15 protein-coding genes are annotated in these 17119 nt (G+C 70.5%); 12 read left to right on the forward strand and 3 right to left on the reverse strand.

From position 1 onward, the window contains the following. Positions 1-3: 3 nt before the first annotated feature. Entirely contained in the window at positions 4-1320 is a 1317-nt protein-coding gene (locus tag H036_RS0114940; RefSeq protein WP_026146076.1) for a hypothetical protein, read from the reverse strand. Positions 1321-1526: 206 nt separating this feature from the next. On the opposite strand from H036_RS0114940, the gene holA reads away from it, so the two are divergent. Continuing rightward, positions 1527-2495 carry a DNA polymerase III subunit delta gene (holA, locus tag H036_RS0114945; RefSeq protein WP_036488652.1) on the forward strand — a complete coding sequence of 323 codons (969 nt, stop codon included), beginning with the start codon at positions 1527-1529 and terminating at the stop codon, positions 2493-2495. Positions 2496-2603: 108 nt separating this feature from the next. On the opposite strand, the gene rpsT is transcribed toward holA, so the two are convergent. Both rpsT and H036_RS0114955 read right to left on the reverse strand, forming a co-directional pair. Then, positions 2604-2864: a 30S ribosomal protein S20 gene (gene rpsT, locus H036_RS0114950; protein ID WP_017935608.1), complete on the reverse strand. Its 261-nt coding sequence runs from the start codon at positions 2862-2864 to the stop codon at positions 2604-2606. 131 nt (positions 2865-2995) lie between these two features. Beyond that, positions 2996-3934: a hypothetical protein gene (locus H036_RS0114955; protein ID WP_017935609.1), complete on the reverse strand. Its 939-nt coding sequence runs from the start codon at positions 3932-3934 to the stop codon at positions 2996-2998. Between the two features lie 67 nt (positions 3935-4001). Here H036_RS0114955 and H036_RS0114960 point away from each other — a divergent pair, with 67 nt between their 5' ends. The 11 genes from H036_RS0114960 (at position 4002) to H036_RS0115010 (ending at position 17105) form a co-directional block, all read left to right on the forward strand. Beyond that, positions 4002-4991: a hypothetical protein gene (locus tag H036_RS0114960; protein WP_017935610.1), complete on the forward strand. Its 990-nt coding sequence runs from the start codon at positions 4002-4004 to the stop codon at positions 4989-4991. Positions 4992-5011: 20 nt separating this feature from the next. Continuing rightward, the gene (gene lepA / locus H036_RS0114965; protein WP_017935611.1) at positions 5012-6880 is read left to right on the forward strand and encodes a translation elongation factor 4; all 1869 of its coding nucleotides are present in this window, start codon (positions 5012-5014) and stop codon (positions 6878-6880) included. 10 nt (positions 6881-6890) lie between these two features. Further along, positions 6891-7136, forward strand: coding sequence for a hypothetical protein (locus H036_RS0114970; protein WP_017935612.1), 246 nt, complete (start codon positions 6891-6893; stop codon positions 7134-7136). A gap of 45 nt (positions 7137-7181) precedes the next feature. Next, complete coding sequence (locus H036_RS0114975; RefSeq protein WP_017935613.1) at positions 7182-8078, forward strand: aminoglycoside phosphotransferase family protein; 897 nt, start codon at positions 7182-7184, stop codon at positions 8076-8078. A gap of 77 nt (positions 8079-8155) precedes the next feature. After that, on the forward strand, positions 8156-8812 hold the full coding sequence (locus H036_RS0114980) for an MOSC domain-containing protein (protein WP_017935614.1): 657 nt from the start codon (positions 8156-8158) through the stop codon (positions 8810-8812). A 75-nt stretch (positions 8813-8887) separates the two neighbouring features. Continuing rightward, complete coding sequence (locus H036_RS23030) at positions 8888-9610, forward strand: hypothetical protein (protein WP_017935615.1); 723 nt, start codon at positions 8888-8890, stop codon at positions 9608-9610. Further along, positions 9610-11127: a DNA polymerase Y family protein gene (locus H036_RS0114990; protein ID WP_017935616.1), complete on the forward strand. Its 1518-nt coding sequence runs from the start codon at positions 9610-9612 to the stop codon at positions 11125-11127. The genes H036_RS23030 and H036_RS0114990 overlap by 1 nt, the downstream gene beginning before the upstream one ends. Before the next feature lie 42 nt (positions 11128-11169). Then, positions 11170-14601, forward strand: coding sequence for an error-prone DNA polymerase (locus tag H036_RS0114995; RefSeq protein WP_017935617.1), 3432 nt, complete (start codon positions 11170-11172; stop codon positions 14599-14601). Positions 14602-14753: 152 nt separating this feature from the next. After that, positions 14754-14936: a PspC domain-containing protein gene (locus H036_RS0115000; RefSeq protein ID WP_017935618.1), complete on the forward strand. Its 183-nt coding sequence runs from the start codon at positions 14754-14756 to the stop codon at positions 14934-14936. Between the two features lie 20 nt (positions 14937-14956). Further along, on the forward strand, positions 14957-16237 hold the full coding sequence (hemW, locus tag H036_RS0115005; RefSeq protein WP_017935619.1) for a radical SAM family heme chaperone HemW: 1281 nt from the start codon (positions 14957-14959) through the stop codon (positions 16235-16237). Between the two features lie 19 nt (positions 16238-16256). After that, positions 16257-17105: a DUF3097 domain-containing protein gene (locus tag H036_RS0115010; protein ID WP_017935620.1), complete on the forward strand. Its 849-nt coding sequence runs from the start codon at positions 16257-16259 to the stop codon at positions 17103-17105. Positions 17106-17119: the final 14 nt, after the last annotated feature.

Here is a 17119-nt window from a genome sequence, read left to right on the forward strand (position 1 = left end):
GTGTCAGCCCAGCGGCAGCTGGGCGACCTGCATGAAGTGGTCGGAGGCCAGCTGGGCGGCACTGTTGTAGAACATGTTCTTGTACCAGTACGAGCCGCGCGGACCGCCGTAGCTGAGGATCAGGTCCCGACGGTGCGGGCTGGGCTTGACCGGGAAGCTGAAGTCGTTCGTCGTCGGGTAGGCCTGGTTGGCGATCGACGTCGTTGCGAACGCATCGTAGAAGCCGGCGCCGATAAAGGTGCGATGCACCAGACCCTTGGGCTTCGTGTAGATCGTGGAGTTGCTGTCACCGGCCAGGAAGACCTCTGCGCCATTGGTCGAGCGCAGCTGTCGGACGCGGGTGATGATCTGCTTGGCCTCCTGGACACGGATCGCCTCGAAGCTGGGCTTGGTTCCGTTGTACAGGTGCATGCTGACATCCCAGAACCGTTCACCGGTCGTCCGATCGGTGAACAGGGCCCACTCGATGAACCTGTTGCCGGTCAGGCCTTCGAACCCCGGGTCGGACATCGAGTAGAGCCTCGCGTTATAGAGGATGCGCGTGCCCTGGCTCCCGCTGCCGTTGCCGCGGGCGTCCTTGAAGAACACGTGGTCGCCGTGCACGAGCGACAAGCCGGTACCGGCGGCGATGTCGTCGAGCTGGGAGAGATAGGCGCCCGAGCTGTTGGCGCTGTCGCCGCTGGCCTCCTGCACGTTCACGATGCCTGCGCCTGACGACTTGATGGTGGCGATCACCTTCGGACCACGGTTCGCCCAGCTGTGCGGGCCGGACTTGTCGAGAGCGGCGTTGCGGACGTTGTACGAGCCGATCGTCACCCGTCCACGACCCGCCGGCCTGGCGGTCACCGGCGCCTGGATCCAGTGCGTCGCGCTGCCGTGCTTCTTGCCGTGCTTGGGCACCGTGTAGACCTTGATGAAGGTGTAATCACCCGATGCCGGCGTCACCGAGGCCGCATGGGACACGACGATGGAGCGCTTCTTCCGCTTGGCGTGGTAGACCCGAACGTCGGTCTTCGTCGTGCGCGAGGTGGAGGTGACGATCTTCCAGTTCTTGAGGCGCTTGCTTGCGGACTTCTTCCACTTCCAGGTCACCAGGATGCGACCGTCGGCGGTGTTGGCCAGACGCACCTTGTAGAGCCCGTGGCCGTTGAGGGTGCTGCGCTCCTGACCCGGCGCGTCTACGGCCCGGTGGGCCACGTTCGCCGGGGCGTGCCGGCTGACGGGGGCGGCGCTGTCGGCTGTGGCGGAGCCGGCGACCATCATCGACCCGGCGAGCAATACGGCCGTGGTGGCTGCAAGGTGGCGGTGTGTCAGATGCATTCAGTCCTCCGTGGGGGATAGGGGGAGCGGATACAGTTGGGGGCCGGTATCCGGCGTAGACCCTAACGATTCGTGGGTCTCGCCGTCACGGAACCGACAAGGACGAGACAGCCGTGAGGCTCCGCCCGGGGAGGGCGCCGACCGTCGCGGCGAGGCTCGCGCCCGAACCCGACCGCATCGGTGGAGTGTGGCAGGCTGGCGACACCATGACGCCTCCTCCTGCTTCCACCGCTGCCCCCCAGGCGGCTCAGGTCCTCGGCCGGGTCACGCTGGTGACCGGCAAGGAGGAGTTCCTCGGCGAGCGCACCGTGCAGGCGGTCCGCGCCGCGGTGCGTGCCTACGACGCGCAGGCGGAGTTCTCCGAAGCGCTCGCCGGCGACCTGACGCTCGCCACTCTCGGCGAGCTCAGCGCACCGAGCCTGTTCTCCAGCGTGCGCTGCGTGGTCGTGCGAGCCTTCGAGCAGCTGCCGGACGAATCCGTCGCGGGCCTTGTCGACTATGCCACCCACCCTGCCGAGGAGGTCGCTCTCGTGCTGGTGCACGGTGGCGGCCCCAGGGGTAGCGGCACCTTGGCCAAACTGCGCAAGCTGGCCACGGTGACCGAGGTGAAGTCCGAGACGATCAAGTCGTGGGACCTGCCGAAGTTCGTGATCGCGGAGGGGCGGGCACGTGGCGCCAGGGTCGACTCCGAGGCCGCCGCCGCGCTGGTCCAGGCGGTCGGCGAGGACCTGCGCATGCTGGCCTCGGCCGTGGAGCAGCTGGTGAGCGACTTCCCAGGCGCTCGCATCGGCGAGGCCGAGGTGGCTCAATACTTCGGCGGTCGCGCCGAGGTGAAGAACTTCGAGATCGCCGACGCGATGCTCGCCGGCCAGCGGCTGCAGGCAATGGAGGGCGTGCGCTGGGCGATCGAGTCCGGCACCAGCCCGGTCTACCTGCTCAGCAGCGTCGCCGGTCAGCTGCGCACGCTGGCCAACTACGTCGGCGGCAACCGCAGGGACATCAACCCCTACCAGCTCAAGAAGCTGCCGGGGGTCGCCCGGGGTTGGGACGAGCCCGCCCTCGCGGCTGCGATCCGCGCGGTCGCGCGGGCCGATGCCGATCTCAAGGGTGCGGCCAGCGACCCTGCCTACACGTTGGAGCGGTTGGTCCTGACCATCACCGGACTGCGCCGCTGACCTGACCCGACGGTGCGGCCCCCGCCGCGGCGTCGGCATCCGTGGCTACGAACGACTCAGGCCCCGCGCTGATGCGCGGGGCCTGAGTCGAAAGCCGGTGTGGCTACCTCAGAGCGAGGCGGCTTGCTTCGCGACGGCCGACTTGCGGTTGGCGGCCTGGTTCTTGTGGATGACGCCCTTCGAGACGGCCTTGTCCAGAAGGCGGTTGGCGTCCTGACCGAGCTTGGTCGCGGTCTCCTTGTCCCCGGCCCGAGCGGCCTCACGGAACTTGCGGATCGCGGTCTTCAGCTCGCTCTTGACGGCCTTGTTGCGGGCCTGAGCCTTCAGCGCCTGCTTGTTGCGCTTGATCTGCGACTTGATGTTCGCCATGGTGCTTCGTGTTCTCCAGACTTGGATGTGCGTTGATGCGTGGCTCTCGATCCGGCCTCTCGTGGGCGTGAGAGGGGAGAGGCCTGCGCGAACACGCGGTCACCGAGGCTACCAGCGCCCGCCGAGCAGCCTCAAATCGCCCAACGCCGACGCTCGGCCAACCACCGGAACAGTACGTCGCGCTGCCAGCCCGCGACCATGCGCAGGTACGGCGAGTTGCTCACCCGGGGGAGGTCCGCGGCTGCGGTGAAGTATCCCAGCAGATGGGCCAGCACGACGTCCACGTCCTCAGCCGGAACGGCTGCCAGCAGCGGGTGACCGGCGATGTGCGCGGACACGTCGAGGCCGTCACCGCGGGGGCCGACCAGCAGGATGAGGGAGTCGAGCCAGGCGGCGCCGCGCACCGGCCAGTTCCAGTCGCACAGCCACACCTCGCCCGCGGCACCGAGCAGCAGGTTGTCGTCGCGCAGGTCGCAGTGCACCAGCGTCTCGCCGGCGCTCACCTCGCCGATCCGCGCCGTCAGGGCGGCGCACTCGGCGGCGTGCGGCAGGTCGGCGAGCCGGGTTGCCCACAGGTCTGCCCAGGAGCCGAGCTCCTCGGCATAGGTCGGTACGCCGAGGCCCGGTGCCGGAGTCAGCTCGGTCGCGGCCGCGACCAGCATGTCCGAGCACGCCGCGAGGTCCGTCGGCGTCCAAGGGCGCACCGGTGCCCGGCCCTCGACGTACTCGATGCCCAGGACGATCCAGTCGTCGGACTCGTGTGTCCACTGCAGCCGGGGAGCGGGCACCGTCGGCGGCAGGGTCCGCAACCGGCGTGCCTCGATGCGGTAGGCGTCGGCGGCGACCTTCTGGGCCTTGGTCGAGGCTGCCTTGAGGAAGTGTCGCGAGCCGTCGGCGCAGGTCACCACCGAGGCCAGTCCAGGGGTGTAGCCGGCGTCGCAGGAGGCGGCATCCACCACGGCAGAGCCGAGTCGTCGCTCGACAGCGGATCGGATCGGCGGCGGCAGGTGCACCCAGCCGAGACGCCGCGCCGTGCGGCCCACAGGGAAGTCGACAGGGATCGCGCTCACCCGCACATCCTCGGGCATGGGGTGAGCGCGAGCCAGCGCGGCCGTGCCGTCGTGTCAGGATCGGCGGGTGCGTGGACGGTTCGGTGCTCTGCTCGCCGCGTGTGGCCTCACCCTCGGGCTGGCGGCATGCGGCGGTACGGCGACGCCCGCGGCCGACCCGCCCGCGGGCGCCGGCGGTATCGCCAGCGCCCCTGCCACCGCCTCCTCGGGCCTGCCAGCACCTGCCGGTCCGGCAACGACGGCTGCCCCCTCGATCTCCGCCCCGTCGATATCCGCCCCGTCGATCTCTGTCCCGTCCCTCTCGATCCCGCCGCTGCCCACGTTCAAGGCCCGCGGCCCGGTCGTGGGCGGCGATGCCAGCTGGCCGCAGTGCCCGAAGGGGATGGGCATCGCGCAGAAGCGCTCCGAGGGCGCCCCGATGCCGCTGGACTCAGCGCAGTTCGTGGTGCTCGGACTGACCAACGGTCCGGGATTCGTGGCCAACCCGTGCCTCGTCGATCAGCTCGCCTGGGCCAGGCAGCGCCACCTGCTGGTCTCGGCGTACTCCGTGATCAGCGGGCCCTACGGCGACGTGCTGGCTCGCTACGGTGGCAGCGGGCCGTACGACAAGGACTCGGCGAGCGGGCGGCTGGCCAACCTGGGCTACCAGGAGGCGCTGTTCAACGTCGCCACGATGCGCAGCAGCGGCCTTCAGACTCCGTTCGTGTGGCTCGACGTCGAGCCCGTCAACGGCTTCGAGTGGTCCAACGACACCGCCGCCAACGCTGCGGTGATCCAGGGCGCCGCGCGCGGCTACAAAGATCAGGGGTACGACGTCGGCGTCTACTCGATCGGCTCGCTGTGGCACCGCGTGGTGGGCGACCTGCGGCTGGGGTTGCCGGAGTGGCGGCCGGCGGGCAGCAGGGGCCGTGCCGAGGCCTTGCGTCGGTGCCAGGGCGACTGGATGTTCCAAGGCGGTGCGGCGGTGCTGGGGCAGTGGGTCGAGCAGGGTCGGGACCGGGACATCACCTGTCCGGAGCAGTCGGCGTACCTGTCCCTTTGGTTCCATCAGTACTGACAGGGGACAATGGCGCCACCATGACCGCACCTGTGCCCGGATCCACTGATCCCGCGATCATCCGCAACTTCTGCATCATCGCCCACATCGACCACGGGAAGTCGACCCTGGCCGACCGGATGCTCCAGTTGACGGGTGTCGTCGGCGAGCGTGAGGCGAAGGCGCAGTACCTCGACCGGATGGACATCGAGCGCGAGCGCGGCATCACCATCAAGTCCCAGGCCGTCCGCATGCCGTGGACCGTCACGCCCGAGGCCGCTGCCGATCTCGACATCGACGCGGGCACCTACGTGCTCAACATGATCGACACGCCCGGTCACGTCGACTTCACCTACGAGGTCTCTCGTTCGCTGCAGGCCTGTGAGGCGGCGATCCTGCTGGTCGACGCGGCCCAGGGCATCGAGGCGCAGACGCTGGCCAACCTCTACCTGGCGATGGGCGCCGACCTCCAGATCATCCCGGTGCTGAACAAGATCGACCTGCCCAGCGCCAACGTGGAGAAGTACGCCGAGGAACTGGCCAACCTGGTGGGTTGCGACGTGTCCGACGTGCTGCTGACCAGTGCCAAGACCGGCCTGGGCGTGGAAGCCTTGCTCAACGAGATCGTCAAGCAGGTCCCGGCCCCGGTGGGTGACCCGGATGCGCCGGCGCGGGCGCTGATCTTCGACTCGGTCTACGACACCTACCGCGGCGTCGTCACCTACGTCCGGGTCTTCGACGGCAAGCTCACCCATCGCGACCGGATCAAGATGATGTCGAGCGGCGCCACCCACGAGATGCTCGAGCTCGGCGTGATCAGCCCCGAGCCGCTCAAGGCGGCCGACCTCGGCGTCGGCGAGACCGGCTACCTCATCACCGGGGTCAAGGACGTCCGTCAGTCCCGGGTCGGCGACACCGTGACCAGCCAGCACAACGGCGCGGTCGAGGCGCTGGGCGGCTACTCGCACCCCAACCCGATGGTCTTCGCCGGCCTGTATCCGATCGACGGCGACGACTACCCGACGCTGCGCGACGCACTGGAGAAGCTCCAGCTCAACGACGCCGCGCTGACCTTCGAGCCGGAGACCTCGGGGGCGCTCGGCTTCGGCTTCCGGATCGGCTTCCTCGGCCTGCTGCACATGGAGATCACCCGTGAGCGGCTCGAGCGCGAGTTCAACCTCGATCTCATCTCGACCGCCCCCAACGTCGTCTACCACGTCACGATGGAGGACGGCACCGAGATCGAGGTGACGAACCCGTCGGAGTATCCGGACGGCAAGGTCACCGAGGTCCGTGAGCCGGTCGTGAAGGCGACCATCCTGAGCCCGTCCGACTACATCGGCACGATCATGGAGCTGTGCCAGAACAAGCGCGGCACCCTGCTCGGGATGGACTACCTCTCCGAGGACCGGGTCGAGATGCGCTACACCTTGCCGATGGGCGAGATCGCATTCGACTTCTTCGACCAGCTCAAGTCGAAGACCAAGGGGTACGCCTCGCTCAACTACGAGTTCGCCGGCGACCAGGCCGCCGACCTGGTCAAGGTCGACATCCTGCTCCAGGGTGAGCCGGTCGACGCGTTCTCCGCGATCGTGCACCGCGACGCGGCGTACGGCTATGGCGTGATGCTCGCCGGCAAGCTGCGCGAGCTGATCCCGCGCCAGCAGTTCGAGGTGCCGATCCAGGCCGCCATCGGCGCCCGCGTGATCGCCCGCGAGACCATCCGAGCCATCCGCAAGGACGTTCTTGCCAAGTGCTACGGCGGTGACATCAGCCGTAAGCGCAAGCTGCTGGAGAAGCAGAAGGAGGGCAAGAAGCGGATGAAGATGGTCGGCCGCGTCGAGGTGCCGCAGGAGGCCTTCGTCGCCGCGCTGGCGACCAGCCAGCCGACAGACAAGTCCAAGAAGTAGAGTCAGGTTCATGTCACGTAGCGCAGATGTCTCCACCGTCGTACGGCGTTCGACTGCGCTGGGTGCCTGCGCTGTCGCGTCACTCATCCTGCTGGTGTCGGGTCATGTCGGCTGGGGCATCCTCAGCGCCCTGGTGACGGTCGGCGGCGGTGTCGTGTCGGCAGGCTCGCTCGGCGAGCTGCGCTCGGGCCGGGCGCGAGCGGCGGTCCTGGTCCCACTCGCCGTCGTGCTGGTCGCCCTGATCGCCGCGTTCTGACCGCTGCCGCGCAGCGGCTTCGGGGCACTCTGCTGGGATAGGGGTGTGTCGATCACGCTTCCCGAGACCCTGCTGGCGTACGCCGGCCGCGGGCCGAACTGGGCCGCCTGGCTCGACCGGCTCCCGCGGCTGGTCGGCGAGCTGCTGGAGGAGTGGTCGCTGACGCTTGACGGCGAGCCGGCCCACGGCCACACCGCGTTGGTGCTCCCCGTACGGACCGCTGCTGGTCGTCCGGCCGCGCTCAAGGTCGGCTGGCCGCACCCGGAGGCCGAGCACGAGGCGTTGGCGCTGCAGCACTGGCACGGGCGCGGCGCCGTACTGCTGCTGCGGGCTGACCCGCATCGCTGCGCGTTGCTGCTGGAGCGGCTCCACCCGGAGGATCTCGGCGAGCACTGGGACGTGCAGGCATGCGAGATCGTCGGCGGCCTCTACCGGCGTCTGCACGTGCCGGCGCCGCCGCAGCTGCACCGGCTCTCCGATCAGGCGGCGCGGTGGGTGGACCAGTTCGCCGCCATCGACGGAGCGGCGCCGATCCCGCGCCGGATGATCGAGCACGCCCGCGCGCTGGCGCGTGACTTCGCCGCCGACGAGGCGAGCGACGGGCGGCTGATCCACACCGATCTGCACTACGCCAATGTGCTGGCCGGCGTGGAGCGCGACGAGGAGTGGCTGGCGATCGATCCCAAGCCGCTCTCCGGCGATCCGCACTACGAGCCGGCACCGATGCTGTGGAACCGCTGGGAGGAGCTGGACGGCCGGGTCCGCGACGGCGTGCGGGACAGGTTCTTCGCGCTCGTCGACGCTGCCGAGCTGGACGAGGACCGCGCCCGGGACTGGGTGATCGTGCGGATGCTGGTGAACCTGAAGGACGAGGTGGCCGCCACCGTACCGGACCGGGAGGCGATCACCCGCTGGATCACGCTGGCGAAGGCCGTCCAGTAGGCGCCTCGACGGGCTCGGCGGACGGCGCCTCGGGAACGGAGGTGAATCGATGGCGTCCGGATGGGAGGATGCTGGCTATGGCACGCGTGCTCTCCGTCAACGTCGGTCGCCCCAAGGACGCATCCTGGGCCGGTCTGGGCTACACGTCCATGGACAAGAGGGCCGTCGAGGGTGTGGTCAGGGTGCACCGCAACGGTCTGGTCGGTGACGTCGTCTCCGACACGAAGTACCACGGCGGCCCCGACCAGGCGGTCTACGTCTTCGCCCGTGAGGATCTTGACGCATGGGGCGCGCGGTTGGGCGTCGAGCTGCGCAACGGCCACTTCTCCGAGAACCTCACCACCTCCGGGATCGACGTCAACGAGGCCGAGGTGGGGGAGCGCTGGCGGATCGGGACGGCGGTGGTGGAGGTGTGCCACGTGCGCACCCCCTGCAACGACTTCAAGAACTGGATGGGCCTGACCGGTCACGACAACCGAGGCTGGGTGAAGAGGTTCGCCGCCGAGGCACGCCCCGGGCCCTACCTGCGCGTGCTCCAGGAGGGCGTCGTGGGGGCCGGGGACGAGCTCGAGGTGCTGCACCGGCCCGGCCACGGCCTGACCGTCTCCCTGCTCTTCCGGGCGCTCAATCTCGATCACTCGCTGCGGCCGCTGTTCGGGGCGCCCGAGGTGCTCGCGGTGCTCGCCGCGGAGGGGCGCGCCAAGGTCGAGGAGTACGTCGCGGCGCGCAGCTGACGCGCGGGGGCAGAACATTCGTTCGGCAGGGGGCCGCCACTTGATCTGTTCGAACAAATGTTCGAACATAGGGGAGTGACAGCCGCTCTCCACCCCACCGAGCCCCAGGCCGATCCTCGGACCGAGATCGACCGGCTGCGCGAGCGCATGCGCCGGATGGAGGACGGGCTCGCGCGTCCCGAGCTCGATGCCCTGCCCGGGCTCTCCCAGGTGATCCGGCTGCGGGTGGGCGGCAGCTACCAGGTCGACAGCGCCAGCCTCGCCCTGGCGCTGATGGCCGGTCCCTCGCGTGGTGGCGCCTGGTGTGCGGCAGTGGGGCTGAGCGACTTCGGCGCCGAGGCCGCGGCCGAGCTGGGCGTGGTGCTCGAGCGCACCATCCTGGTCCCGGAGCCGGGAGAGGCGTGGCTGGAGGCGACAGCGGCCCTGGTCGACGTGGCCTCGCTGGTGCTGGTCAGGCCGCCGGCGCGGGTGCCCGAGGCGGTCGCGGCCAAGCTCTCGGCCCGGCTGCGCAAGCGCAGCGCGGTCCTGGTCTCGATCGGTCCGTGGCCCCGCGCCGAGGCATCGGTGAGCCTCGCCGAGCCGCGATGGACGGGTGCCGGTCGTGGGGAGGGGCATCTGCGCTCGCGCCGTGTCGTGCTGGAAGTGCGCCGAGGCTCCGCTCCGCCGCGACGCACGGCGCTGTGGTTCCCCGAGCCAGACGGCTCCCTCGCCCCGGCGTCCTCCCGTTGGTCGGAGGGGGAGGCAGTGCCTTCCCGCTGGTCGAGTCGCGAGCGCGTCGAGACCCGTGAGGTGGGCTGATGCGCACCATGACGGTGTGGTGCGCCGACTGGCCGGTCGTCGCGGCGCTGGCCGACCGGGACCTGCCCGGACACCTGCCCGCGGCCGTCTTCGCCGCCAACATCGTGCGTGCCTGCAACGGCGCCGCCCGCGACTTCGGCGTACGGCGAGGCATGCGGCGCCGTGACGCGCAGGCCCGCTGTCCCGAGCTGGTGATCCTCGATGAGGTCCCGGAGCGCGATGTCCGGAGCTTCGAGCGGGTGCTGGCGGCGCTGGAGGAGCTGCGCCCTGGAGTCGCCCCGCTGCGTCCGGGCCTGGCCGCACTGAAGTCCCCGGGCCGGTTCTACGGCGGCGAGCCCGAGGCTGGTGCGGTGATCGCCGAGTGCCTGGTCGGGCTCGGCGTGCGCGACGTGCGCATCGGCGTCGCCGACGAGCTCTTCACCTCCGAGCAGGCGGCCCGCTGTGCCGGCGTACAGGAGAGCTTCGTGGTGCCGCCGGGGGAGTCGGGGGCGTTCCTGCGCACCCTGCCGGTCGACGTCCTCGACGAGCCCGAGGCGGTCAGTCTGCTCAAGCGGCTCGGGCTGCCGGGGCTGGGCGATCTGGCCCGGCTGCCGGCTGTCGACGTCGAGGCGCGCTTCGGCGCTCGGGTGGCGTGGGTTCATCGTGTCCTGCACGGTGGCGGCGCGCGGCCGCTGTCGACGCGCACCCCGCCGCCCGAGCTGGTCTGCGAGGTCGACTTCGAGCCCGCCCTCGACTCCGCCGAGGCGGTCTGCTTCAGCGCCCGGCAGACGGCTGAGCGGTTCGTCGCCCAGCTCGCCGCCCGGCAGCTGGTCTGCACCGAGGTGCTCCTTGTCGTCGAGGCGGACGGCGCCGTCGCCTCGGAGCGACGCTGGCTGCACCCGCGCTGGTTCACCGCCACCGACCTGATCGACCGGTTGCACTGGCAGCTGGTCGGCTCGTTGCGGGTGGGCGACATCCGCTCGGCCATCACCCGGGTGCGGATGGTCCCCGAGACGGTCGTCCCCGAGGGCGACCACGCCGACGGCCTGTGGGGAGGCACCGATGCCCGGGTCGAGCGCGGCATCGCCCGGGTGCAGGGCCTCCTCGGCCAGGAGGCGGTGGTCGCGCCGGTGCTCCAGGGCGGCCGCAGCCCGGCCGACCGACAGGCGCTGGTGCCGTGGGGCGAGCGAGCCACGGCGCTGCGTCCGCGGGGACTGCCGTGGCCCGGATCGATCCCGCCGCCGGCCCCGGCCCGCGTCTTCCCCGCTCCGTGGGCAGCCGACGTGCTCGACGCGGCTGGCCGCCCACTCGCGGTGCTGCCGCGTGGTGCGCTGAGTGGCGACCCGGCCCGGTTCAAGCCCGGCGGTGCCGAGACCTGGCAGCCGGTCGCCGCCTGGGCAGGCCCTTGGCCGGTCGACGAGCAGTGGTGGGAGGGCGGTCGGGTGCTGGTGCGGTTCCAGATGGTCGGCGTCGATGGGCGAGCCTGGCTGGTCACCTTCGACGGCAGTGGCTGGGTGACGGAGGCGGCATATGACTGAGTCGGTCCGGCTGCCCACCGTGCCGAGCCAGCGGGTGCGCTGATGGGCTGGAGCAACCCCGCGATGCCCTGGCGGGAGCTGGAGCGACGGCTCTCCGGCAAGGCCGGGCAGGACCCGCACGGCGATGCGCCGATCTCGCGGCACAAGCGTCGCGCCGAGCGGGTCGAGGTGCAGCCGCCCGAAGGTCCGGTGACGCCCTACGCCGAGCTCCACGCCCATTCCAACTTCAGCTTCCTCGACGGTGCCAGCGGTCCTGACGCCCTGGTCGTCGAGGCGATCCGGCTGGGGTTGCACGGGCTGGCGCTGACCGATCACGACGGCCTCTACGGCGCCCCGCTGTTCGCGGAGACGGCGAAGGTCAACGGCGGCCTGGTCCAGACCGTGTACGGCGCCGAGCTCTCCCTCGGCCTGACCGCTCCGCAGCTCGGCGTCGCCGACCCTGAGGGCAGCCACCTGCTGGTGCTGGCACGCGGCGTGGCGGGCTATCACCGGCTCGCCGGCGCGATCACCGAGGCGCAGCTGCGCGGCGATGAGAAGGGCCGGCCGGTCTACGACCTCGATGAGCTGGCCGAGCAGGCCGAGGGCCACTGGATGGTGCTGACCGGCTGCCGCAAGGGGTTCCGGGGCCGCGCGGGTGTGGTCGGGTTGGTCGAGCGGTTCGGCCGCGACAACGTGCTCGTCGAACTCTCCGGCTCCGGTGGCCCGACCGACACCATGGTCAATGACGCGCAGGCAGCGATCGCTGCCGAGCTGGGCCTGCCGGTCGTCGCGACCGGCAACGTCCATGCCGCCACACCATCGCAGACCCGACTTGCGGCGGCGATGGCGGCGGTCCGGGCCCGGCGCAGCCTGGCAGAGATGGACGGTTGGCTGCCGGCTGCGCCGGCGTACCTGCGCAGCGGTGAGGAGATGGCCCGGCTGTGGCGCCGCTATCCCGGCGCGGTGGCGCACACCGTGGAGGTCGCCGACGCGTGCGCGTTCGACCTGCAGAGGGCCAAGCCGGAGCTGCCCAAGCGCCGCATCCCGGCGGGGAGGACGGCGATCGAGTACTTGCGCGAGCTCACCGAGGAGGGCTTCGCCGAGCGCTACGAGCGCAAGCACGCCGACGATCCGGCGTTCATCGTCAAGGCGCGAGCGCGGGTGGAGAAGGAGCTGGCCACCATCGAGAACAAGGACTTCGCCGGCTACTTCGTGATCGTGCACGACATCGTCGCCTTCGCTCGCAGCAAGCAGATCCTGTGCCAGGGCCGGGGGAGCGCGGCCGCCAGCGCGGTCTGCTACGCGTTGGGGATCACCGCGATCGACCCGGTCTTCTACAACCTGCCGTTCGAGCGGTTCATCTCCCAGCACCGCGAGGAGGAGCCCGACATCGACGTCGACTTCGACTCCGACCGGCGCGAGGAGGTGATCCAGTGGGTCTATGACACCTACGGCCGGCGCAACGCCGCCCAGGTCGCCAACATCATCAGCTACCGCCCCAAGATGGCGGTCCGCGATGCCGCCAAGGCACTGGGCTACTCACCCGGTCAGCAGGACGCCTGGTCCAAGCGGATCACGAGCTGGACACAGATCGACGAGGAGGCCGAGCTCCCCGGCGACGTACGCCGGCTCGCCGAGGGGCTGATGGGCTCACCGCGTCACCTCGGCATCCACTCCGGCGGGATGATCCTCACCGAGCGGCCGATCGGTGAGGTGGTGCCGATCGAGCGGGCACGGATGGAGAAGCGCACCGTGCTGCAGTGGGACAAGGACGGCTGCGAGTACATGGGGCTGGTCAAGTTCGACCTGCTCGGGCTGGGCATGCTGGCCGCGCTGGACCACATGATGAGGATGGTGGGCGAACACTGCGGCGAGCACTGGACCCTGGCCACCATCCCCCACGAGGAGCCGGCCGTCTACGACATGCTCTGCCGGGCCGACTCGATCGGTGTCTTCCAGGTGGAGTCGCGCGCCCAGATCGGCACCCTGCCCCGGCTGCAGCCGCGCTGCTTCTACGACCTGGCGATCGAGATCGCGCTGATCAGGCCCGGTCCGATCCAAGGGGGAGCGGTGCACCCCTACGTACGCCGCGCCACCGGCAAGGACCCGGTCGTCTATGCCCACCGGGACCTGGAGCCGGTGCTGAAGCGGACTCGCGGGGTGCCGCTGTTCCAGGAGCAGCTGATGGAGATGGGTCAGGTGCTGGGCGACTTCGATGCCGACGATGCCGACCTGCTGCGGCGGGCGATGGGCTCAAAGCGCGGCATCGAGCGGATCGAGTCGCTCAAGAAGAAGCTCTTCGCCGGGATGGCCGAGCGCGGCCTGGCCGGTGCGGAGGCGGATGCGATCTACATCCAGATCCTCTCCTTCGCGAACTTCGGTTTCGCGGAGTCGCACGCGCTCTCCTTCGCCAAGCTCGTCTACGCCTCCTCGTGGCTCAAGCTGCACTACCCGGCGGCATTCCTCGCCGGGCTGCTGCGGGCCCAGCCGATGGGGTTCTACTCGGCGCAGTCGCTGACCCAGGACGCCCGCCGGCACGGCGTGGAGGTGTTGCGACCGTCGCTGCTGCACTCGGGGGCCGTCGCCGATCTGGAGCACGCCGCAACGTCCGCCGACCCGGCCGCCGAGCCTGTCGAGGCGCCTCGACAAGCTCGGCGGGCGCGGCGCCGAACATCGGGCCGGGAGGCCTGCCTCCACGACGGTCCTCAGGAGCCCACCCCCTGGGTTCCCGGCACCCCTGACCCGACGCCGGAGCACCGCCGCGACACCGCGTACGCCGTCCGGCTCGGACTCGACTCGGTGCGCGGCATCGGCAAGGAGGTGGCGGAGCGGATCGTGGCCGCCCGGGTCGGACAGCCCTTCCGGGACCAGCTCGACCTCTCCCGCCGCGCGCGGCTGGAGCGTCAGCAGTTGGAGGCGCTGGCGACCGCCGGCGTCTTCGAGGACGCGTTCGGCCAAGATCGGCGGCAGGCGTTGTGGGCCTCGGGTTGGACCGAGCGGGCCGACCAACTCGAGGGTGTGGCCCTCGCCGTACCTGCCCCGGACCTGGCGCCCATGGTCGAGGTGGAGCTGACCCTCGCCGACCTGTGGGCGACCGGCGTCTCGCCGGAGGGGCACCCGTTCGAGCATGTGCGGGCCCGGCTGCGCGAGTACGGCATCCCGGCGATCACCGACCTGTCCGAGCACCGGACCGGCCGGATCCTGACCGTGGCCGGCCTGGTCACCCACAAGCAGCGTCCCGGCACGGCCGGCGGGGTGACGTTCCTCAACCTCGAGGACGAGACCGGCATGCTCAACGTCGTCTGCGGGGCCGACGTCTGGAAGAGGCACCGCAAGCTGGCCACCTCTGTCTCGGCGATGCTGATCGAGGGGCGGCTGGAGCGGACGGACGGCGTGATCAACCTGGTCGCCATCCGGCTGGGCTCGCTGGAGCAGGTCTACCCCGAGGCAGCCCAGGCGTTGGCGCAGCGGCACCGCTCCCGTGACTTCCGCTAATCCGCGAATCGTGACTTCCGCAGGCTCGAGTCGGGAGTTTCGCCGTCTGCTGAATCCCGGACTCAAGCCTGCGAAAGTCCGGACTCGGCGTCCGGGAGGGACCAGGGTCTTCCCGGATGGGGCGAGACCGGGTGGCGGCGCACAGTGGAGGTATGACAACACTCAGCCGCCCTCGAGACGACCGCTGGATCGCCGGAGTCTGCTCCGGCCTCGGCCGCCGCTTCGGTATCGACCCCAAGGCGGTGCGGATCGCCTTCGTGATCTCCTGCCTCCTGCCCGGCCCGCAGTTCCTGATCTACATCCTGCTCTGGATCCTGATGCCGGTCGAGGACTGATCCGGGGCGACAATGTCCCCATGCCCTCCGCACTGCCGCCCGGCGACCCAGCACCAGCCGACGGCAACCTCCCCGAGGCGGCCTTGGCCACGCTGGGGGACAACGGCTTCGGCTTCTACGTGCACGTGCCCTTCTGCCGGGTGCGCTGCGGCTACTGCGACTTCAACACCTACACCGCCACCGAGCTCGGCCCGGGCGTCTCCCGGCAGACGTACGCCGACCAGGCCATCGCGGAGATCCGTCAGGCCCGCACGGTGCTGGGCGATGCCGACCGCAGGGTCGACACCATCTTCTTCGGTGGCGGGACGCCGACCCTGCTGCCCGCCGCCGACCTGACCCGGATCGTGGCGGCCATCCGCGACGAGTTCGGGCTGGCCGACGACGTCGAGGTCACCACCGAGGCCAATCCGGACAGCGTCACGCTCGAGGACCTCGACGAGCTGCGGGCCGGCGGCTTCAATCGGCTCAGCTTCGGGATGCAGAGCTCGGTGTCGCACGTGCTCGCCGTACTGGATCGGACGCATGACCCCAAGCGGGTTCCGGCGGTGGTGGAGTGGGCCCGTGCCGCCGGCTTCACCTCGGCCGACTCCGGTGGCGTCAGTCTGGACCTGATCTACGGCACGCCCGGCGAGACCATGGCCGACTGGGAGCGCTCGCTCGAGGACGCGCTGGCCTGCGAGCCCGACCATGTCTCGGCCTACAGCCTGATCGTCGAGGACGGCACCGCGCTCGCCCGCAGGGTCCGGCGCGGGGAGCTGCCGATGCCGGACGAGGACGACTTCGCCGACAAGTACGTTGTGGCCGACGAGCGGCTGCGCGCGCACGGCCTGGGCTGGTACGAGGTCTCGAACTGGGCCACCACGGAGGCGCACCGCTGTCGGCACAACCTGCTCTACTGGCGCGGCGGCGACTGGTGGGGCGTCGGCCCGGGCGCGCACAGCCACGTCGGCGGGGTGCGTTGGTGGAACGTCAAGCATCCCGCCGCGTACGCCGATCGCATCCACGCCGGCCTCAGCCCGGCGCACGGCCGTGAGGTGCTGGCGGCCGAGGACCGCCGCGTCGAGCGGGTGCTGCTCGAGCTGAGGCTGCGCGAGGGGCTGCCAATCGACGTGCTCGACGATGCCGGTCGGGCGGCGGTTCCCGAGCAGGTCGAGCGCGGACTCGTCACCGTCGAGCAGGATCGCGCCGAGGGCGACGTCGACGAGAAGGGCGACGTCGACGGCAAGGGCGCGGGCCGCCTCGTCCTCACCGACCCCGGCAGACTGCTCGCCGACGGCGTGGTGCGCGAGTTGCTGGTGTGAAGATTGGGATGATCTCGGCATGGTCGACCGCTATGCCGCCGATGTCCTCTCCACCGATTGGCGCGCGCCGAAGAACGGCCGCGCCGTACCTGCGCCCGCCGAGCTCGGCGCCGTGGTCGAGGACGCTCAGAGCGACTTCGTCGGCGAGATCGTCGCCGTCGACCGACAGCTGAACACGGTCACCCTCGAGGACCGCCGGATGAAGCGCCGCGTCTTCGAGCTCGGACCCGGCTTCCTCCTCGACGGCAAACCGGTCATCCTCACCGCGCCGGTGCCCCGAGCGGCGGCTGCGTGCGGGCCCAAGCGCACCGCGTCCGGCTCCATCGCCGTCGAGGGCGCGAAGGCACGGGTGGCGCGGCAGAGCCGCATCTTCGTCGAGGGCCGGCACGACGCAGAGCTGGTGGAGAAGGTCTGGGGCGACGACCTGCGCATCGAGGGTGTCGTGGTCGAGTACCTGGGCGGCGTCGACGACCTCGCCGACCACCTCAAGGACTTCAAGCCAGGGCCGGAGCGGCGCGTCGGAGTCCTGGTCGACCACCTGGTCCGCGGCTCCAAGGAGTCCCGCATCGCCGATGCGATCGTGCGCGGACCGAACGGCAAGAACGTCAAGATCCTCGGCCACCCGTTCATCGACATCTGGCAGGCGGTCAAGCCCGACCGCCTCGGCCTCAAGGCATGGCCGCAGATCCCGCGCAGCATCGAGTGGAAAAAGGGCATCTGCCAGCACCTGGGCTGGCCGCACCGCGACCAGGCCGACATCGCGCGGGCCTGGAAGCACATCCTCTCCAAGGTCAGGACGTACGACGACCTCGAGCCGGCGCTGCTGGGCCGGGTGGAGGAGCTGATCGACTTCGTGACCGTCGGCTGAGGCCACGAGGCGGC

This window comes from Nocardioides sp. Iso805N (genome assembly GCF_000364605.1).
Classification (GTDB): Bacteria; Actinomycetota; Actinomycetes; order Propionibacteriales; family Nocardioidaceae; genus Nocardioides.